General features: G+C 42.4%; 34 protein-coding genes. All 34 read right to left on the bottom strand.

The window, feature by feature from the left end:
• Positions 1-14: 14 nt before the first annotated feature.
• Complete coding sequence (gene rplQ, locus LEP1GSC202_RS12880; RefSeq protein WP_039928996.1) at positions 15-533, bottom strand: 50S ribosomal protein L17; 519 nt, start codon at positions 531-533, stop codon at positions 15-17.
• 1 nt (position 534) lies between these two features.
• Positions 535-1,512 carry a DNA-directed RNA polymerase subunit alpha gene (locus LEP1GSC202_RS12885; protein ID WP_002974165.1) on the bottom strand — a complete coding sequence of 326 codons (978 nt, stop codon included), beginning with the start codon at positions 1,510-1,512 and terminating at the stop codon, positions 535-537.
• A 25-nt stretch (positions 1,513-1,537) separates the two neighbouring features.
• Positions 1,538-2,170 carry a 30S ribosomal protein S4 gene (rpsD, locus tag LEP1GSC202_RS12890; protein ID WP_015677993.1) on the bottom strand — a complete coding sequence of 211 codons (633 nt, stop codon included), beginning with the start codon at positions 2,168-2,170 and terminating at the stop codon, positions 1,538-1,540.
• Positions 2,171-2,179: 9 nt separating this feature from the next.
• Positions 2,180-2,593, bottom strand: coding sequence for a 30S ribosomal protein S11 (rpsK, locus tag LEP1GSC202_RS12895; protein WP_012388922.1), 414 nt, complete (start codon positions 2,591-2,593; stop codon positions 2,180-2,182).
• Positions 2,594-2,604: 11 nt separating this feature from the next.
• Entirely contained in the window at positions 2,605-2,982 is a 378-nt protein-coding gene (gene rpsM, locus LEP1GSC202_RS12900; RefSeq protein ID WP_035983662.1) for a 30S ribosomal protein S13, read from the bottom strand.
• A 6-nt stretch (positions 2,983-2,988) separates the two neighbouring features.
• Positions 2,989-3,102 carry a 50S ribosomal protein L36 gene (gene rpmJ, locus LEP1GSC202_RS19675; protein ID WP_002974084.1) on the bottom strand — a complete coding sequence of 38 codons (114 nt, stop codon included), beginning with the start codon at positions 3,100-3,102 and terminating at the stop codon, positions 2,989-2,991.
• A 9-nt stretch (positions 3,103-3,111) separates the two neighbouring features.
• Positions 3,112-3,330, bottom strand: coding sequence for a translation initiation factor IF-1 (gene infA, locus LEP1GSC202_RS12905; RefSeq protein ID WP_012476295.1), 219 nt, complete (start codon positions 3,328-3,330; stop codon positions 3,112-3,114).
• Positions 3,331-3,340: 10 nt separating this feature from the next.
• A complete protein-coding gene (locus LEP1GSC202_RS12910; protein ID WP_039928997.1) occupies positions 3,341-3,904 on the bottom strand; it encodes an adenylate kinase in 564 nt (187 codons plus the stop codon).
• A gap of 3 nt (positions 3,905-3,907) precedes the next feature.
• The gene (gene secY, locus LEP1GSC202_RS12915) at positions 3,908-5,287 is read right to left on the bottom strand and encodes a preprotein translocase subunit SecY (protein ID WP_015678147.1); all 1,380 of its coding nucleotides are present in this window, start codon (positions 5,285-5,287) and stop codon (positions 3,908-3,910) included.
• 7 nt (positions 5,288-5,294) lie between these two features.
• The gene (rplO, locus tag LEP1GSC202_RS12920; protein ID WP_015677989.1) at positions 5,295-5,828 is read right to left on the bottom strand and encodes a 50S ribosomal protein L15; all 534 of its coding nucleotides are present in this window, start codon (positions 5,826-5,828) and stop codon (positions 5,295-5,297) included.
• A gap of 4 nt (positions 5,829-5,832) precedes the next feature.
• A complete protein-coding gene (gene rpmD, locus LEP1GSC202_RS12925; protein WP_002974048.1) occupies positions 5,833-6,012 on the bottom strand; it encodes a 50S ribosomal protein L30 in 180 nt (59 codons plus the stop codon).
• 13 nt (positions 6,013-6,025) lie between these two features.
• On the bottom strand, positions 6,026-6,529 hold the full coding sequence (gene rpsE, locus LEP1GSC202_RS12930; protein WP_002973816.1) for a 30S ribosomal protein S5: 504 nt from the start codon (positions 6,527-6,529) through the stop codon (positions 6,026-6,028).
• A 3-nt stretch (positions 6,530-6,532) separates the two neighbouring features.
• Positions 6,533-6,901 carry a 50S ribosomal protein L18 gene (gene rplR, locus LEP1GSC202_RS12935; protein ID WP_039928998.1) on the bottom strand — a complete coding sequence of 123 codons (369 nt, stop codon included), beginning with the start codon at positions 6,899-6,901 and terminating at the stop codon, positions 6,533-6,535.
• Positions 6,902-6,907: 6 nt separating this feature from the next.
• Positions 6,908-7,447: a 50S ribosomal protein L6 gene (gene rplF, locus LEP1GSC202_RS12940; protein ID WP_015677958.1), complete on the bottom strand. Its 540-nt coding sequence runs from the start codon at positions 7,445-7,447 to the stop codon at positions 6,908-6,910.
• 14 nt (positions 7,448-7,461) lie between these two features.
• A complete protein-coding gene (rpsH, locus tag LEP1GSC202_RS12945; RefSeq protein WP_002973604.1) occupies positions 7,462-7,860 on the bottom strand; it encodes a 30S ribosomal protein S8 in 399 nt (132 codons plus the stop codon).
• A gap of 17 nt (positions 7,861-7,877) precedes the next feature.
• The gene (locus LEP1GSC202_RS19680; protein WP_012476296.1) at positions 7,878-8,063 is read right to left on the bottom strand and encodes a type Z 30S ribosomal protein S14; all 186 of its coding nucleotides are present in this window, start codon (positions 8,061-8,063) and stop codon (positions 7,878-7,880) included.
• A gap of 10 nt (positions 8,064-8,073) precedes the next feature.
• Entirely contained in the window at positions 8,074-8,625 is a 552-nt protein-coding gene (gene rplE, locus LEP1GSC202_RS12950) for a 50S ribosomal protein L5 (RefSeq protein WP_015678219.1), read from the bottom strand.
• A gap of 2 nt (positions 8,626-8,627) precedes the next feature.
• Complete coding sequence (gene rplX, locus LEP1GSC202_RS12955; protein ID WP_012388931.1) at positions 8,628-9,011, bottom strand: 50S ribosomal protein L24; 384 nt, start codon at positions 9,009-9,011, stop codon at positions 8,628-8,630.
• Between the two features lies 1 nt (position 9,012).
• Positions 9,013-9,405 carry a 50S ribosomal protein L14 gene (rplN, locus tag LEP1GSC202_RS12960; protein WP_002974152.1) on the bottom strand — a complete coding sequence of 131 codons (393 nt, stop codon included), beginning with the start codon at positions 9,403-9,405 and terminating at the stop codon, positions 9,013-9,015.
• Complete coding sequence (gene rpsQ / locus LEP1GSC202_RS12965) at positions 9,402-9,671, bottom strand: 30S ribosomal protein S17 (protein WP_012388932.1); 270 nt, start codon at positions 9,669-9,671, stop codon at positions 9,402-9,404. The genes rplN and rpsQ overlap by 4 nt, the downstream gene beginning before the upstream one ends.
• Before the next feature lie 3 nt (positions 9,672-9,674).
• Positions 9,675-9,947 (bottom strand): 50S ribosomal protein L29, encoded by a 273-nt coding sequence (gene rpmC, locus LEP1GSC202_RS12970; protein ID WP_015678229.1) that lies wholly within the window; start codon positions 9,945-9,947, stop codon positions 9,675-9,677.
• Complete coding sequence (gene rplP, locus LEP1GSC202_RS12975) at positions 9,944-10,357, bottom strand: 50S ribosomal protein L16 (RefSeq protein WP_015678382.1); 414 nt, start codon at positions 10,355-10,357, stop codon at positions 9,944-9,946. The genes rpmC and rplP overlap by 4 nt, the downstream gene beginning before the upstream one ends.
• Before the next feature lie 22 nt (positions 10,358-10,379).
• On the bottom strand, positions 10,380-11,057 hold the full coding sequence (gene rpsC / locus LEP1GSC202_RS12980) for a 30S ribosomal protein S3 (RefSeq protein WP_015678131.1): 678 nt from the start codon (positions 11,055-11,057) through the stop codon (positions 10,380-10,382).
• 3 nt (positions 11,058-11,060) lie between these two features.
• Entirely contained in the window at positions 11,061-11,411 is a 351-nt protein-coding gene (gene rplV, locus LEP1GSC202_RS12985; RefSeq protein ID WP_012476297.1) for a 50S ribosomal protein L22, read from the bottom strand.
• An 8-nt stretch (positions 11,412-11,419) separates the two neighbouring features.
• Complete coding sequence (rpsS, locus tag LEP1GSC202_RS12990) at positions 11,420-11,698, bottom strand: 30S ribosomal protein S19 (protein ID WP_002974021.1); 279 nt, start codon at positions 11,696-11,698, stop codon at positions 11,420-11,422.
• A 13-nt stretch (positions 11,699-11,711) separates the two neighbouring features.
• Positions 11,712-12,548 carry a 50S ribosomal protein L2 gene (gene rplB, locus LEP1GSC202_RS12995; protein ID WP_015677973.1) on the bottom strand — a complete coding sequence of 279 codons (837 nt, stop codon included), beginning with the start codon at positions 12,546-12,548 and terminating at the stop codon, positions 11,712-11,714.
• A 2-nt stretch (positions 12,549-12,550) separates the two neighbouring features.
• Entirely contained in the window at positions 12,551-12,856 is a 306-nt protein-coding gene (locus LEP1GSC202_RS13000) for a 50S ribosomal protein L23 (RefSeq protein ID WP_012388938.1), read from the bottom strand.
• Between the two features lie 4 nt (positions 12,857-12,860).
• A complete protein-coding gene (gene rplD, locus LEP1GSC202_RS13005; RefSeq protein WP_015678264.1) occupies positions 12,861-13,496 on the bottom strand; it encodes a 50S ribosomal protein L4 in 636 nt (211 codons plus the stop codon).
• Between the two features lie 11 nt (positions 13,497-13,507).
• Complete coding sequence (gene rplC / locus LEP1GSC202_RS13010; RefSeq protein WP_012388940.1) at positions 13,508-14,131, bottom strand: 50S ribosomal protein L3; 624 nt, start codon at positions 14,129-14,131, stop codon at positions 13,508-13,510.
• An 11-nt stretch (positions 14,132-14,142) separates the two neighbouring features.
• A complete protein-coding gene (gene rpsJ, locus LEP1GSC202_RS13015; protein ID WP_002974412.1) occupies positions 14,143-14,451 on the bottom strand; it encodes a 30S ribosomal protein S10 in 309 nt (102 codons plus the stop codon).
• 5 nt (positions 14,452-14,456) lie between these two features.
• Entirely contained in the window at positions 14,457-15,662 is a 1,206-nt protein-coding gene (tuf, locus tag LEP1GSC202_RS13020; protein ID WP_015678070.1) for an elongation factor Tu, read from the bottom strand.
• Positions 15,663-15,711: 49 nt separating this feature from the next.
• On the bottom strand, positions 15,712-17,640 hold the full coding sequence (locus LEP1GSC202_RS13025; RefSeq protein ID WP_015678396.1) for an elongation factor G-like protein: 1,929 nt from the start codon (positions 17,638-17,640) through the stop codon (positions 15,712-15,714).
• A 77-nt stretch (positions 17,641-17,717) separates the two neighbouring features.
• Positions 17,718-18,191, bottom strand: coding sequence for a 30S ribosomal protein S7 (rpsG, locus tag LEP1GSC202_RS13030; protein WP_015678186.1), 474 nt, complete (start codon positions 18,189-18,191; stop codon positions 17,718-17,720).
• A 14-nt stretch (positions 18,192-18,205) separates the two neighbouring features.
• A complete protein-coding gene (gene rpsL / locus LEP1GSC202_RS13035) occupies positions 18,206-18,580 on the bottom strand; it encodes a 30S ribosomal protein S12 (RefSeq protein ID WP_004783543.1) in 375 nt (124 codons plus the stop codon).
• Positions 18,581-18,631 lie beyond the last annotated feature (51 nt).

Below are 18,631 nucleotides of genomic sequence, written 5' to 3' on the forward strand. Positions count from 1 at the left end.
TAGCGGACTAACGTTTATTTAGCAGCTGCTACTTTTTCTTTTTTTGCCTTTTTCGGTTTTTCTTCCTTTTTGGCTGGTTTTTTTTCTTCTCGTTTTGCTTTCGTTTCGGCTTTTAATTCATCTTGTGTTTTGCGGTCCACAAGCTCTAAAATACCCATCGCCGTGTTGTCAGAAGGACGGTTCACAAGACGGATGATTCTAGTGTATCCACCTACTCTTTCTGCATAACGATTGGCAAGATCTTTCAAAAGTTTGTTTACGATTTCTTGGTCACCAAGATGGCTATAAAGGTATCTTGTATTGTGAAGGATCGCAGCATTTTTCTTTTGTTCGTCCAAATTTGCCAAGTTAGCATCTAGATTTTTTTTCGCTCTTGTAATGATTCGTTCTGCATAGGAGCGAGCTACTTTCAACTTCGCCACAGAAGATTCAATTCTTTCATGACGGAGAAGAGAGATTACCATATTTTGGATCATAGCTTTTCTATGATCTGCTGATCTATTGAGTTGTTTAACTTTATTTCGTTTGTTCATCTTAAAAATCTCTCATACCGAACGAAAGTCCCATAGAAGAAAGTTTCGCTTTCAATTCTTGTAAACTTTGTTCGCTGAAGTGTTTTGATTTAGTCATCTCATCTTCTGATCTCTTCACGAGTTCACCAATGAAGTCAATTTCCAAACTGCGAAGGACGTTGGTTGAACGAACAGAAAGTTCTAATTCTTCCACGTGTTTTGATAAAGCAGCTTTGAGTTTTTCATCCGCTTCATCTAACTCTTCTTCTTCCTCTTCAATTTCTTCTTCGAAATTAATGAAAACAGTGAGGTGGTCTTTTAAAATTTTAGCAGCTTGTGCAACTGCATCTTCAGGAGACACAGATCCATCAGTCCAAACTTCCATCGTAAGTTTTTCGTAGTCAGAACGTTGTGCAACACGAGTTTCGGACACTTCAAACAATACTTTTTGGATCGGAGAAAAGATAGAATCGATAGGGATCGTTCCCAAAACTTCGATATCTTTCTTTTTGTCTTCCGCAGGAACGTAACCACGTCCTCTTTGGATTTCCAAATCCATAATCAAATTGGCATCCTCATTGAGAGTTGCAATATGAAGGTCTGGGTTCATGATTTCGATAGATGAATCGACGGCCAAGTCTGCCGCACGGAAGTAACCAGCACCTTTCAGTTCCAAGTGGATCACTTTACTTGCTTCTTTGTCTTCAGGCTCGTATTTGATTCGAACTTGTTTTAAGTTAAGAATGATACGAGTTACGTCCTCTGCTACACCTTCAATGTAAGAGAACTCGTGTGAGACTCCTTCAATCCGAATCGCGGAAATCGCTGCGCCTTCAATCGAAGACATAAGGGTACGACGAAGGGAGTTCCCTATCGTAGTACCAATTCCTCTTTCGAAAGGTTCTGCAACAAACTTACCGTAGTTTGGTGTATTCACATCAGTTGTGAATTCGATTTTTTTGGGTCTTTTAAAACCTTTTAATAAATTCTTTGGAGACAATGTCGTATCCTTCTTCTCTAAATTCTTACTTCGAGTACAACTCTACGATTACCTGTTCTTTCACAGGGATATCAATATGCTCTCTTGTTGGAAGTGATAACACTTCTCCTGAGAACTTGGAATAATCCACACTCACCCAAGAAGCAGTTCGATTGATTGCCTGGGCTAGTTTGATATTTTCTTCGATAAACGCAGATTTTTGGAACTTCTCACGAATTTCGATTTTATCACCAACATTCACACGATAAGAACAGATGTCCACGCGGTGACCATTCACAAGGATGTGCCTGTGTGCCACAAAGTTACGAGCTTGTCTTCTCGTAACAGCGAAACCCATACGATAGAGAACGTTATCCAATCTTCTTTCGAGGAATTGGAGTAAGTTCTCACCAGGAATCCCTGGAGTGTGAGACGCTTCTTCAAAGTATCTACGGAATTGTTTTTCTAAGACACCGTAAGCGCGTTTTACTTTTTGTTTTTCACGAAGCTGAGCTCCGTATTCTGTGATCTTTCCTTTTTTCTCTGGAGGAAGACCTGGTGGGTACTTTCTCTTTTCAAGGGAAGATTTTTCTTTATGTAATGTATGACTATTTTTGAGAAAGAGGTTAAGCCCCTCTCTTCTCATCAATTTAACAACTGGACCTCGGTAACGTGCCATATCTAATTCCTACACCCTTCTTCTTTTTCGTGGTCGGCACCCATTGTGAGGGAGCGGAGTTACGTCTTTAATGAGTTTGATTGATAGACCTTTTGTGGTCAAAGAACGAATGGCAGACTCACGTCCAATTCCAGGACCTGAAACCATCACATCCACCTCTGATAAACCAGCCGCTTCAATTGCCTTGTCAGCAGCATTGGTAGCCGCAACTTGTGCAGCATAAGGAGTGGATTTTTTGGATCCACGGAATCCCATCATTCCAGAAGAAGACCAAGAAAGAACGTTGCCAGCCATATCCGTAATGGATACGATTGTATTGTTAAACGAAGCTTGGATATAAACCTTACCCCGTGGAACATTTTTCTTTTCTTTTTTCTTAACCTTTTTGGTATCTTTTTTATTTTTTGCGTCTTTTTCAGCCATGGATTAGTCCTCTACTTCGTAGCCTTTTTCTTATTCGCTACGGTTTTCTTGACTCCCTTACGGGTTCTTGCGTTGGTTCTCGTTCTTTGTCCATTGACTGGAAGTCCACGTCTGTGACGGAAACCTCTATAACAACCCACATCCATCAATCGTTTGATGTTTAGGTTGACTTCGGAACGAAGATCCCCTTCTACCTGGTATGATTCTTCAATGACTCGTCGGATCGCGGCTTCTTGTTCGTCCGAGAGGTCCTTCACCCTGATAGATTCGTCAATTCCTGCTTTTTTCAGGATATTTTGAGAGGATGTCTTACCAATACCAAATACGTATGTAAGACCGATCACTATTCTTTTGTTTGATGGTAAATCAACACCCGCGATACGTGCCATATCTTCCTATCTTTGCCTTTGTTTGTGTTTTGGGTTCGTGCAAATCACTCGGATTACACCTTTTCTGCGAATGACTTTGCATTCTGGACAGATTTTTTTGACTGATGCTCTAACTTTCATTATAGTTTCCTATTTCTTTCTGTAAGTGATACGGCCTTTGGTTAAGTCATAAGGTGAAAGTTCCACAGTGACTTTGTCTCCAGGCAAAATACGAATGTAATGCATACGCATCTTTCCTGAAATGTGCGCCAGAACTTTGTGACCATTCTCAAGTTCCACACGGAACATCGCATTTGGTAACGGCTCTAAGACGGTCCCGTCAATGGTGATTGCTTCTTCCTTAGCCAGAGTCTATCTCCTACTGGATTGATTTTAAAATAGTGTTAGTGATTTCTTCCATACTTCCCAAACCATTGATTTGCCGAAGGATCCCCGTGCCTTTATAAAAGTCAATCAGGGGCAACGTCTTGGTGTTGTAAGTATGCAGACGGTTTTTGATGGTCTCTTCGTTGTCATCCGAGCGCCCTTCTTTGATCGCTCTACCTAGCAACCGTTTGACGAGTTCTTCGTCAGGAACGTCTAGGTTGACAACGGAGTCGAGCTCCATGTGAAGCTCTTTGAGGATTTCCGAGAGAGCCTTTGCTTGCTCCACCGTCCTTGGAAATCCATCCAATATGAATCCATTCGCACAATCAGCTTCGACCAAACGGTCGCGAATTATGCCTATAACGACAGCATCTGGAACAAGGTCTCCCGCGTCCATAAATTTTTTTGCTTCAATTCCCATAGCAGTGCCATTTTTTACAGCGGCACGGAGGATATCTCCTGTGGAAATCTGAGGGATTTTGTATTTCTCTTTGATGATGTCAGCTTGCGTTCCCTTACCAGCACCTGGAGGGCCCATAAATATGAGTCTCTTCATTCGTTACACTCTTCCCTTGATTTTAGTCTTTTTCATGAAACCTTCATAATTTCTCATGAGAAGTTGGGCTTCGATTTGTTTTAAAGTTTCGAGTGCCACACCCACCATAATGAGAAGAGAAGTCCCTCCGAATGTATACACTAACGTTCCACCACCGGTGTTTGAACCTAGGTTTAAGAACTTAATGATGAGATAAGGAGCAAGAGCAAGACCTGCAAGGAAAAGAGCACCCGGTAAGGTGATACGATTCAAAATTTTCTCAATCATTTCTTTAGTTTGGCTACCAGGACGAACACCTGGGATAAATCCACCGTATTTTTTTAAGTTATCAGCTAACTCTTGTGGGTTGAACTGAATCGCAGTATAAAAATAGGCAAAGAAGATAATGAGAGAAGTATAAATCACATAGTAAAATAAAGCATGGTACCAGATTTGTGAGAACGGATTAAAGTAATCCATAATCACAGCCCAACCAGCCCATTGTCCACCCTTGGAAGACAACCACTGAACAATTGTTTGTGGGAATAAAATCAACGAAGATGCAAAGATAATTGGCATTACGTTGGCACTGTTCACTTTGAAAGGAATGGATTGGCTACGAGCCTGAACCATCTTTCTACCCACCATTTGTTTTCCATAATTTAATGGAACCCGGCGAACCCCTTGGGTTAAAATCACCGTAAGAGAAATGAGAACAATAAAGATAATGATTAGAATGAGGATACTAAGTGCGTCAGAAGTATCAGAAGTAAACATCGCAATGAGTGCTTCCGGCATACGACCGATGATACCAGCAAAGATAATCAGGGAAATTCCGTTCCCGATTCCACGTTCTGTGATTTGTTCCCCAAGCCAAATGAGAAGAACCGTTCCCGTTGTGATGGAAAGCATCGCAATTGGTAAAAAGTATCCCTCTACAGATGGGTTGATGAGACCTGGGTATTTTGCTTGAGCAGTTCCTGATCCAGTGGACCAAGAATTAGCAAGTTGGATCACCGCAAGGGATTGGATCGCACAAAGGATAAGAGTTCCGTACTTTGTGTACTGTTGGATTTTTTTCCTACCTTCTTCCCCTTCTTTTTGCATCTTCTGCAAACTAGGAATGAGAACCATCACAAGTTGCATGATGATCGATGAAGAGATATAAGGCATGATCCCAAGTGCAAAAATAGAAAATTTGAGAAGAGCACCACCAGCAAACAAATCTACCATTCCAAGGAAACCTTCACTTGGATCGGCAGTAATGCCCGTTACAATCAAACTGTTGATCCCAGGAATGGTCACGTGAGTTCCCATTCTGAAAAGTAACAACATACCGATCGTAAATAGGATTTTAGATCTTAATTCCGGGATTCGAAAGATGTTAGCGATGGTTTGAAACATAGTTTATCTAGTTTTTTTTCTCTTCTTTTTTCTTTTCTCTGATGATGACTTTTCCACCAGCTTTTTCGATTTTCTCTTTTGCGGAGGCAGAAAAAGCATCTACCGTAATGGTAATGGCAGTTGTCACTTCTCCTGTTCCTAATAATTTGATCGGTCCTATTTCAGACTTAATCAAAGATTTTGCTTTCAGAACCGCTGGAGTGACTTCCCCAGAAAGACCAGCTTTTGTTAAGGCAACTAAGTTTACTGGTTGGAATTCAACAGAGAAAATATTGGTAAAACCACGTTTTGGCAAACGTCTGTGGAGAGGGAGCTGACCCCCTTCGAATCCACGTCGCATCGAAGCTGCACGCGCTCTTTGTCCTTTGGAACCACGAGTGGAAGTTTTTCCCATCCCCGATCCTGGACCCTGGCCCACTCGTTTCGGAGACGTTTTTGCGCCTTCCGGAACGGGAACCAAGTTTTTATTGCCGAGAGATGTGGATTTTTTCGGACGTTTTGCGCCGAATCCACGACCTTGTTCAATTCTATCTTGTGCCATATGATTATACCTTTTCCACTTTCAACAAGTAACCTACTTGTCGTAACATCCCTTTCAATTGGGGAGTCATTTTGTGTTTTTTGGATTGGCCTTTCTTTTTCAGGCCTAGAGCAATCAGAGTTTTTTTGTGCATTGGAATGATGCCAATAGAACTTCTTTCTTGCGTTACGATCACTTCTTCCATTGTCAGTACCCTTTTATAGATCTTGCCCAAACAAATGTTTGAGACTAACACCACGTCGTTTCACCGCCATTGACGGAGTTTCCAACTGTTGTAAAGCATCCATAGTCGCCTTCACAATGTTCATCGGGTTTGAAGATCCCCATGACTTTGTTAAAACATCTTGGATCCCTGCTCTTTCCAATACGGAACGAACAGATGCTCCCGCGATGATCCCAGTTCCTGGAGAAGCTGGTTTCAAAATCACTCGAGCAGACTTAAACTGTCCCACCACATCGTGTGGAACTGTGTGACCGATATAGTGAATGGATTTTAAATTCTTTTTTGCCGATTCAATGGACTTTCGGATGGCATCTGGAACTTCATTTGCTTTTCCAAAACCAATTCCTACTTTCCCTTTGGAGTCACCAACTACAGAAAGTGCGTTAAAGGAGAAACGACGTCCCCCTTTCACAACTTTGGCAACTCGGTCGATTTTTACGACCTTCTCAGTAAATTCTTTTGTTTCTTCTTCTAACATCATTTAGAACTCCAATCCACCTTCGCGGGCAGAATCAGCAAACGCAGCGATCCTTCCATGGTAAACCATTCCAGAACGGTCTAAAACCACTTGCGAAACACCTGCTTTTTTCGCCTTGTCAGCGACTACTTTACCGAGTTCGGTTGCAGCCGATTTACTCTTCTTAGAATTTTCATGTTTCGGAAAATCTTTCTCGAGGGTAGTTGCGTAAACTAATGTTACACCCTTTGCATCATCAATGATTTGTGCAGTGAGGTAACGGTTTGTTTTGTTAAACACTAACCGAGGTCTTTCCGATGTTTGGCGGATTTTGTATCGAACTCGCTCCGCTCTTCTCAATCTTTTCGTATTTTTAGCTGTCTTGTTGATCATGACGTTCTACTTCTTACCGGTTTTTCCGGCCTTTCTACGGATGTATTCATTCGCGTATTTGATCCCTTTACCCTTGTAAGGCTCAGGAGGTCTTTTGGAACGAATATCAGCCGCAACTTGTCCAACCAGTTGTCGGTCTATCCCCGATACTTTGATTTTGAGCTGATCTGCGACTTCAATTTTGATGCCATTTGGTTCAGGAAATACCACTTCATGAGAATAACCAAGTGCCATCACGAGATCCTTACCGCGTTTTTGTGCACGGTAACCGACCCCAGTGATTTCTAGGTTTTTTTCCCAACCAGAAGTGACTCCTTTTACGCAGTTCATCGCAAGAGAACGAACAAGACCATGGAGTGCCACAGTCTTTTGGTCTTCACTTTTACGAGTAAAAACTAGTTCCCCGTTTTCTACGTTGGCACTTACACCTTCGTAAATAGGAGTTTTTAATTCCCCTAACGGCCCTTTGATGGTAAGGGCTTCTGCATCTGCTTTTACTTCTACCTTTGCAGGCAATTTGATGATACTTTTTCCAACTCGAGACATAGTGTTATCGTTCTCTAGAATACCTTACAGAGAACTTCCCCTCCTACTCTGAGTTTACGAGCACGTTTCCCAGTCATCACACCTTTCGAAGTCGAAAGGATGAGGGTTCCGATGTTATTTCGGAACGGACGGATTTCACCAGATTGGATGTAAACTCGACGACCTGGAGTGGATACTCTTTCGATCATACGAATCACTGGTTTTTTTTCCGTGTCATATTTTAGTTTTACTTGGAAGTCATCAAAACTTCCATTTTTTACAGTTTGAACATCATCTACAAAACCTTCTTCTTTAAGAAGATCTAGGATGGACTTTTTGATTTTGCTACCAGGAATCACACAAAGCTCATGTTTAGCTTGTTGTGCGTTTCTAATTCTTGTTAGCATATCTGCGATTGGATCTGAAAGACTCATATCTTACCTTAACCTAATTACCAGGAGGACTTTTTCACACCGGGGATCTGAGCCTTGCTAGCAAGGTCCCGGAAGCAAAGACGACACATATCAAAGCGGCGCAAATAAGCGCGTGATCGACCACAAAGAGGGCAACGATTGTACTCTCTCACTTTGAATTTTTGCTCTTTGGCGTGGCGTTCCATCATTGATTTTTTCGCCATGAGTAATCTCCTACTTACCAGCCGTTCGGTAAGGCATACCGAAGGCTTGGAATAATTCGAACGCTTCTTTGTCCACTTCCGTGTTCGTTACGAAAGTGATATTGATTCCATAGATCGTGTTGATTTTATCAAATTGGATCTCTGGGAAAATGATCTGTTCTCTGACGGAAAGGTTATAATTCCCTCTTCCATCAAAACCTTTCGGGCTCACACCACGAAAGTCACGAACCCGTGGAAGGGCTACGTTGATAAAACGATCAAGGAACTCATACATATGATGACCACGAAGAGTCACTTTGCAACCGAGCACCATACCTTCTCTCACTTTGAAACCAGCGATTGATTTCTTAGCAAAAGTTTTCACTGGCCTTTGGCCTGTGATTTGGCCAATCTCCACAAGGCAAGCTTCCATTGCTTTTGGGTTGGTATGAGCTTCGCCCATCCCTACGTTGATTACGATTTTTTCGAGTTTAGGAACTCGCATCACACTTTGAAAGCCGAGTGACTTTTGGAGTGTAGGACGAATTTCCTTTTCGTATTTTGATTTAAGCCTAGGTACCATATCTATACTTCTTTCCCTTCAGGTCGAGTCACTCGTACGGATTTACCATCCTTCTTGGCAAAGCCCAAGCGTACAGCCTTAATTTTCTTCTTTGGCTTCGCTTTGTTCTCTGCTTTTGCGTCGTGAAACATCACATTGGAAATATGGATTGGGAATTCGATTTCAATCGCACCACCACCAGGGTTTTCCTGAGTTGGGCGAACGAATCTTTTTCGTTTGTTCACACCTTCGATATAAACACGGTCTTTGCGTTTATCAACAGCGAGAACTTTCCCTTTTTTTCCTTTTTCTTTTCCAGAAATCACAAGAACTTCATCGTCCTTTTTGATTTTTGTTTTTTTGAATTTAGTAGGCTCGGAACCTCTATATGCTAACTTAGTCGCCATTTTAGAGAACCTCCGGAGCTAGAGATATAATTTTCATGTATTTTTTATCACGAAGTTCGCGGGCAACAGGTCCGAAGATCCTTGTTCCTTTTGGATTGCCTTTATCATCGATGATGGCAACCGCATTGTCATCAAAACGGATATAGGTTCCGTCTGGACGACGAACTTCTTTTTTCGTTCTTACGACAACGGCTCTTTGAACCGCTTTGTTATGCACTTTTTTCCCTTGCCCGTCACGAAGACCGTATGCAGGTTGTGCTTCTTTCACAGCGACGATGATTTCGTCACCAAGCGTTGCGTAGCGTTTTTTCGAACCGCCAAGCACTTTAACGCACATGACTTTTTTCACACCCGAGTTATCGGCTACTTGTAAAATAGTTTCTTGTTGGATCATACTAATTTAGCCTTCTCAATTACCTTTACAAGTTTATGGTGTTTCTGTTTAGAAAGTGGTCTTGTTTCCACAGCGATGACTCGATCACCAACTTGACACTCGTTCTTCTCATCGTGAATTTTCACACGAGAAGTTCTGGTCATAATCTTCTTAAACCGTGGGTGTACTTTTCTTGTGATGATTTCGATCACTACAGTTTTATCCATAGCATCGCTCACTACTACACCTTGGATGGTTAAAGACTTTTTAGAGTTTTTATCTTCCATAACCTACTTCTTCTTACCTTTGCTAGTTTTGGCAGCTTTTGGAGCTGAACCAGCCTTTGGTGCGATTTGTTTGAGTTTACCTTTTGCGCTGAGTTCCTTCTCACGAAGGACAGTGAGTGCTTGGGCAATTCTCTTCTTATGATTGCGGATTACCTTTGGGTTCTCAAGAGATCTTGTAACACCAAATTGGAATCTTGCTTTTCTTACTTCTTCGGAAGAGGAAAGAATTTCTTTCTTCAAATCTTCTGGAGAAAGTGATTTGAAATCGTCTTTCATAAAACGTTCCTCTTAACAAATGAAGTTTCTACTGGCAGTTTAAAAGCTGCTAGGTGGAGTGCTTTTCTTGCCGTGTCTTCATCAACACCAGCCATTTCAAAAAGAACTCTTCCTGGTCGGATTTCAGCAATCCAGAACTCAGGGTTACCTTTACCTTTACCCATACGAGTTTCAGCAGGTTTTTTAGTGATTGGTAAATGAGGGAAGATCCTGATCCATAATTTCCCACCTCGTTTCACTTGGCGGTTGATGGTGATCCTTGCAGCCTCAATTTGGCGCGCAGTGATACGACCGGAAGAAATGGCTTTTAAACCAAACTCTCCGAACGCAACGTAAGAACCTCTTTCGTCCTTACCTTTTAAGCGCCCTCTTTGGCGTTTTCTAAATTTTACTCGTTTAGGTGCTAACATGATGGTTTCTCTTTAGTACTTCTTAACTCGTTCTACGTTTTACAGCGTATTTATCTTCATCGGACTCTTCTTTTGTTGGGAAGTAGTCACCTGTATAAGTCCATACTTTCACACCGATCTGACCGAAAGTCGTGAGAGCTTCTTTGAATCCAAAATCAATTTTGGCACGAAGTGTATGGAGTGGAAACCGTCCTTCCATATACTTTTCTGTTCTTGCCATATCCGCTCCGTTAAGTCGTCCGGAGATTTGGATTTTCACACCTTCTACTCCACCGCGCATCGCACGACGAAGTTCCGCTTTCATCACTCGACGGAATGGCATCCTTTGTTCGATTTGAAGGGCCACTGTTTCAGCAATCGCTTGTGCGATGATCTCAGGTTTTTTCACTTCGATGATGTTCATTCCAATCGGCTTATCAGCGAACTTTTTAAGTTCTTGTTTTACCGCTTCGATGTTTTGGCCTTTTTGACCAATCACCATACCTGGTTTAGAAGTATGGAGGTTCACGTTGATTTTTTCAGGGAATCTTTCGATTATGATTTTGACAACGGATGCATTTTTGAATTTCTTCAGAAGGAATCTACGGATCTTGATATCTTCGTGAAGATTTTTAATGTAATCTTGTTTGGAAAACCAAACCGAATCCCAGTTACGTGTGATTCCGATTCGTAGTCCGATTGGATTTACTTTTTGACCCATAAATTAGCTAACCTTCTTTTCGATTTCAGAGACAACAACTGTAATGTGGCTAAGGCGTTTACGGATCCTAGATGCACGTCCTCGTGCTCTTGGGCGGAAACGTTTCATGATAGGGCCGTCATCCACATAGATTTTTTTAACAAAAAGTGAATTTGGATCCAAACTTTCGTTCATCTGAATGGCATTTGCCACTGCTGAATTGAGAAGGTTAATGATCATTGAACTTGCTGCTTTGTTTGTGAAACGCAAGATATCAATTGCTTCTTTGTAATCGTATCCACGAACTTCATCAGCAACCAGGCGAGCTTTTCTGGCAGAAATTCTTAGGTGTTTTCCAACTGCTTTTGCTTCCATCACTCTACCTATTTCTTCGCTACTTTTTTGTCTCCACCATGACCTTTGAAGGTTCTAGTGGGAGCAAATTCACCAAGTTTGTGACCGATCATGTTTTCGTTTACATACACCGGAACAAACGCTTTGCCATTATGAATCATCACAGTGTGACCAATCATGTCTGGATAAATTGTACTTCTTCTGGACCAAGACTTGAAGGGTGTTTTTTTCCCTTCAGAATTTAACTTGGTAATTTTTTTCATGAGGTGGTCGTCGATGAACGGACCTTTTTTTAAGCTTCTAGCCATGAGTATCTAGACCCTACCTATTCCTGTTTTTCTTACGTCTTTGGACAATAAAACGATCAGACGGTCTTGTCTTACGTGTTTTAAATCCTTTCGTAGGTTTACCCCAAGGAGTCACTGGGTGACGTCCACCGGAAGTTCTACCTTCACCACCACCGAGTGGGTGGTCCACAGGGTTCATAACGACCCCTCTCACTTTCGGTCTTTTTCCTAACCAACGGTTACGACCGGCTTTACCAATGATGACTAAGTTATGGTCTTTATTGGAGAGTTCTCCAACAGTCGCCAAACACTCTTTCCTTACCTTTCGGATTTCCGAAGAAGGGAGTTTGAGTGAAACATAGTCTCCGTCTTTAGCGGAGATCACAGCAAAGGAACCTGCTGTTCTTGCGATCTGGCCACCTTTTCCAATATGGAGTTCGATGTTGTGAACGTTCGTTCCTGCAGGGATTTTATCTAAAGGAAGTGTATTCCCTAGTTTGATTTCTGCATTTGGACCTGATTCTATTTTATCCCCAACCTTTAAACCGTTAGGAGCTAAAATGTATCGGTATTCACCATCCGCATAACAAACAAGTGCGATGAATGAAGAGCGGTTTGGATCGTATTCAATTGTTTTGACAGTCGCAGGAATTCCAAACTTGTTACGTTTGAAATCGATGATACGAAACTTTCTTTTGTTACGTCCACCTTTGCGTCTAACAGCAATCCGACCCTTATTGTCACGACCAGCCTTGTAAGAGAAATTGGCAGTGAGTGGTTTGTAAGGAACCACTTCTGTGATTTCTTTGAAATCTAATACGGAATAATACCGGCTAGATTGCGTTGTGGGTTTAAGTTTTCTAATTCCCATAATTAAACCTTAGCAAAATCCAAATTTGCTCCGTCAGCGAACGTCACTACGGCTTTTTTGTAGTGAGGTCTTTGTGACGGCATGTTTCTAAAACGTTTCATTTTCCCACGGTAAACTGCGACGTTTACATTTGTTGGAACCACGTTATACATTTGTTTCAGAGCCTGTTTGATCAAAGTTTTGTTCGCATCCGGGTGGACTTTGAACGTATACTTGACAGTTCTTTTTCCCATACGTTCGCCAATTGTTTGAAGGTCTTGCGACTTCTCTGTTACAACTGGTGATAAGATTACATTCTCTAGGTTCACTGTCTTATCCCTTCTTAGAATACTGAGCCTGAAGCTCTTTTAAAGCGCTTTCAGAGATTACTAACTTGTTATTATAGAGGATGTCTCGGCAAACGACTCGTTTGCTGTTCACATATTTGAGGTTCTCTATATTGCGAGTGGATTTTTTGAGGAATTGGTTTTCACCAGCTACCACAAAACCCACGTTACCCTTCTCTGCAATGTCCATGTTCTTCAAAATGTTGTAGATGGACTTTGTGGAGTAAGAAGAAGGTTCTACGTCTTCTATGATCGCGATTCTGTTTTCTTCTGCCTTTTTATTCAGGATGGAGAGAACAGCCTTTTTCTTAACGCTGCGTGACAGGTTTGAGGAATAATCTCTTGGTTTTGGTCCATGAATGATACCACCACCAACGAAATGAGGAGCTCTGATGGATCCTTGTCTTGCACGACCAGTTCCTTTTTGAGCCCAAGGTTTGATTCCCCCACCGCGAACTTCGGAACGATCTTTCGTAGAATGTGTCCCTTGTCTGTTGTTCGCATTTTCAGCTTTAACCGCATCATAGATGGCTCCAAGCGAAATGCCGGTAGCAAATAATTCTGCCGGAAGTTCAACTTCGCTTACGAATACGCCTTCTTTATTGTATTTACGCGCTTTCATGTTCTACCTATCTATCCGATTTTTTCTATCGTAACGATACCACGTTCCCTTCCTGGAACCGGACCGGATACAAATACCAAGTTGGCGTCTGCATCAATTTTTACTACTTTCAGGTTTCGAACAGTTGTCTGCTCAGAACCCATTCTTCCGCCCATTTTCAAACCCTTGAACACACGTCCAGGAGTTGTGTTCGATCCAATCGAACCAGGGTGTCTTTGGAAACGAGAACCGTGTCCTGCAGGACCACCAGCAAATCCATGGCGTTTTACAACACCTTGTGTTCCCTTCCCTTTTGAAGTTCCGGTCACTTTTACTGTATCATCTAAAGCAAAAATATCTGCGAGTTTCACTTCTGAACCCACGGCAACACCCTCAAACCCTTTGAACTCAACCAAAGTTTTTTTAGGAGTCGCGATATTCGCTTTTTTGATATGTCCTAACTCGGCCTTTGTTAAGTGTTTCTCTTTGGCATCACCAAAAGCCAATTGGACTGCTTCGTAGCCGTCATTCGCTTCTGTTTTTACCTGGGACACAAAACAAGGACCCACGCGTAAAACAGTTACAGTAACCATCTTACCGTCGTTATTGAATATGTGGGCCATGCCCAATTTTTCGCCGATTAAACCTTTAGCCATGGATCCTATCCTTAGGATTTAATATCTACGGAAACTCCAGCAGGGAGTTGAAGCTTCATCAGGGCTTCTACCGTATCTTCATTCGTATTTAAAATATCGATGAGTCTCTTATGAGTTCTCATTTCAAACTGTTCTCTAGCTTTTTTATTCACGTGCGGAGAACGTAATACCGTGTAGATTTCTTTTTTCGTTGGGAGTGGGATTGGACCGGAGACAGTAGCTCCGGTCCTCTTCGCAGTCGCAACGATTTCAAAGGTTGATTGGTCAATCAACCGATGATCGAAAGCTTTTAACTTAACGCGAATTCTTTGTCCAGCCATTGCGATTACTCAACGATCTCCGCAACAACACCAGAACCAATCGTTCTTCCACCCTCACGGATAGCGAACTTCAAACCTTGGTCCATAGCAATCGGGTGGATCAGTTCGATTGACATCGTAACGTTATCACCTGGCATTACCATTTCCATTCCACCAGGTAAGTTACAAACACCAGTGATGTCAGTAGTTCTGAAGTAGAATTGTGGACGGTAGTTGTTAAAGAATGGAGTATGACGTCCACCTTCGTCTTTTGTAAGAACGTAAACTTCCGCTTTAAACTTTTTGTGTGGAGTGATGGTACCTGGTTTCGCGAGAACTTGACCTCTTTCGATGTCTTCTTTTTTCGTTCCGCGAAGAAGAGCACCAATGTTGTCCCCTGCTTCCGCTTGGTCGAGAAGTTTACGGAACATTTCAATACCAGTAACAACTGATTTTGAAGTATCACGGATACCAACAATCTCGATCTCGTCGTTGATCTTAAGAACACCTTGCTCAACACGACCAGTTGCAACAGTTCCACGACCAGTGATTGAGAACACGTCCTCAACTGGCATTAGGAAAGGTTTATCAACGATACGAGTAGGGTTTGGAACGTAAGTATCAACAGCTTCCATCAATTTCAAAATGGATTTCATTCCAAGGTCTGAATCTTCACCTTCTAGAGCTTTTAATGCAGAACCAGAGATGAAAGGTGTTTTATCACCAGGGAAGTTGTATTTGTTAAGAAGGTCTTTGATTTCCTCTTTTACCATCTCAACCATATCATCTCTTTCATCAGCAGCAAGCATGTCTGCTTTGTTGAGATAAACCACGATGTAAGGAACACCAACTTGGCGAGCAAGGAGGATGTGTTCTTTTGTTTGTGGCATAGCACCGTCAGTTGCAGATACTACGAGAATCGCGGCGTCCATCTGAGCAGCACCAGTAATCATGTTTTTTACATAGTCCGCGTGACCAGGACAATCTACGTGTGCATAGTGACGGTTAGGAGTTTCATATTCCTGGTGAGACGTTGCAATAGTGATCCCACGAGCCTTTTCTTCTGGCGCGTTATCGATTTGGTCATAAGCAACAGCTTTGTTCTTACCACCAATCGCTTTCGCAAGGGTAGTAGTGATCGCCGCTGTTAGCGTAGTTTTACCGTGGTCAACGTGACCAATAGTTCCGATGTTTAAGTGTGGTTTTGAACGGTCAAATTTTTCTTTAGCCATTGTTAGAATCTACTCCTCAATCGTGGTGCAAGACCCGATATTCGGTTCTTTACTCCTTTAGAACTGCATAAAATTCAGAGGTAAAAGCAGTCCTTTCCCAAGAAATGCCAATCCCTTTGGTCATGTTTCTAAGAGCCCCTGAAAAGCCAAGCAGGTTTTGGGCCGATGCATTGGCTTTTAAGTGACTCTTCCCTGCCACAGCCTCAAAGATGGATACCACCTTTGCGTTCCTGCGACTTAGATCAGAAAGAACTACACCTAAGTGGTCTGCGTCTACCATCACTTCGATCTCAGTGAGTGGACAAACCAAATATGTGTTTGATGGAAAACACTCCTTCACTCCTGCAAGTATTGCTACCTTGAGTAATGTGAGAGTGGTTTGTAGGTCTCCCTTAGGCATCTCGTAAGAGAGAACTCTAAGTCTGAGGCCACAAACTTCCTCACCGTAAAACCCGTGTAAGCAGGCTTCCATGAAAGACGTTTCTATCGAATGTTTTACTTCTTCCGGAAGACTTACCTCGAAGGCAATATGCTTCGAAAAATCGGCAGTATCTTCCAGGACTGCGATGAGCGCGCCGCTTGACTTTTGGTCTTCAAAGGCACGATGCTCTAGGGCAACCTTATGAGACATTTTTTTAAAAAGCTCTAATTTGGCAATGTTTATCGAACTAAAAGAGAGTTTTTTTTCCGTTTTCTCAGAAATCCGACGGATTCCGATTTCCAAATGCAACTCCCCTCGCCCATATAGGACAATTTGTCCCGTATCCTCCTTTATCTCGAGGCGGTACCCTGGGTCTTCCCAAACAAGCTCTTCTAAGCGACATAACCAAAACTCTTTATCCGAAGATTCTTCCGGTTCGATCACGATGGAGAAAGGACTAGGATACCGATTGGAGACGTCTGTTCGGTCTTTCGCTACTTCGTTCTTCCGAAGGGAGACCGGGTTACCAGGCAAAAGGACCAAGTCATTGTGGGATTTGAGTAAAATGAGTTTTCCTTTCTCTAAGGCAGGTACACGAGACGCTCCATCAGAACCGAGAAACTGAAACAGTCCTTCGGGTTTGGATTCTTCTCTTGAGGATTTTCCATCCCATTCGTCCAATGTGATTTTTTTGAGACTGGTAAGTTCCATATCTTTGGTGGGGTATACAACCGCATAACGTCCGATATCGGGAGCCATCCGGCGAGAGAGAACGAGGAGAGGGAATCCACTAGAAATGAGTTCCCCTGTATCTTTTGGTTCCGTCCAAAGCACCAAATCCAAAAGTTCCCGAACCCCCTCTCCTGTTTTAGCAGAACCTCCATACACTGGATAGAGTTTCCCAGTCTTTGGACCCGTGCGTAAACCAATCATAGACAAATCAGTTTGTCCCGATGGGTCATTCCAGGAGGAAATCAATAGGTCGTCGTTCCAAGAGAGAAGTTCTTCTTTTACTGTCTTGGGAAAAGAGGATGCGTTGTTTAGATAAAATTCCAATGTTCCAAATTTATCTTTTTGGAATAAGGAAACAGGTGCCCCACCCAAAATTTCCTCAAGAGAAACCAAAGAATCCAAATAATCATCCCCAAACCGATCAAGTTTGTTGATAAAAAAAACCATCGGAACCTTTGCCATCCGCAACTCTTCGATGACTAATCTTGCTTGTGATTGGACAACCGTTCCTGCCTCCAAAACCACAATCGCGGTTTCCATCGCTGGCAGTAAATCAGTGACTTGGTTCCTAAAATCAATATGACCTGGTGTATCAATCAGTTGGATTTCAAATGTTCCAAAGGAGGTTTTCCATGGTACAAGATGAAAACTGGTGCGGATGGAGATCCCCCTCTCAATTTCTTCTTGGAGTTGGTCAGATTCAGTATTACCATCTTCAATGGTGCCCACAGCAGAAATGACACCTGCTTCGAATAAGATTCGTTCGGTGAGGGTAGTTTTCCCAGAATCAATATGAGCAAAAATGCCAATGGTGCGGTAGGTCATGGTTTATTGGTATGTCGGAAAATAAAAAAGCCAGGTTAAAACCTGGCTTGATAGTGATGGGAATCGAATATAAGAGATTACCAGCGGTAGTGAGAGAATGCCTTGTTGGCATCTGCCATCTTTCTGATGTCTTCTTTTTTCTTGATCGCAGATCCTGTGCCTTTTTGTGCTTCCATAAATTCTGCAGCCAATTTGTTTTTCATCGATTTTTCATTTCTACCACGGCTATACTTGATAAGCCATCGGATTCCAAGAGCAAGACGTCTTTCCGGACGAACTTCGATTGGAACTTGGTAGGTCACCCCACCCACTCGACGGGATTTTACTTCCACTTGTGGTTTTGCATTTTCTAAAGCTTCTTGGAAAACGGCAAAAGGATCTTGTCCTGTTTTTTTCGCAATGACTTCTAATGCGTCGTAGAACACTGCTTCTGCGACACTTTTTTTACCATCTACCATAAGGCAGTTGATAAACTTGGAAATCACTTTGTCGTTGTATTTTGGATCGCCTTCGATGTGGCGCGGTTCAACTTTTCCTCTTCTTCTAGACATATACCTTTCTCCGATTACGCTTTAGGACGCTTCGCGCCGTATTTAGAACGTCCTTTGCGACGTTTGTCCACACCGAGTGTATCCAGTGTTCCACGAATGATATGATAACGAACCCCTGGTAAATCTTTTACCCTTCCTCCACGGATGAGAACTACGTTGTGTTCTTGGAGGTTGTGGCCTTCGCCTGGGATGTAAGCAGTGACTTCAATTCCAGTAGTGAGTCGAACCCTTGCTACTTTACGAAGAGCAGAGTTTGGTTTTTTAGGAGTGAAAGTCATCACCCTTGTGCAAACACCACGTCTCTGTGGGCAAGCTTTCAGGGCAGGAGATTTAGTTCTTTTCTTTTGGTCTTCTCTTCCAATACGGATGAGCTGGTTAATTGTAGGCATTCGATTCCTTCTTCTACTTCTCTTTTTAAAAAAATAATGACGTTTTCGTCC

This window comes from Leptospira yanagawae serovar Saopaulo str. Sao Paulo = ATCC 700523, from assembly GCF_000332475.2.
GTDB lineage: Bacteria > Spirochaetota > Leptospiria > Leptospirales > Leptospiraceae > Leptospira_A > Leptospira_A yanagawae.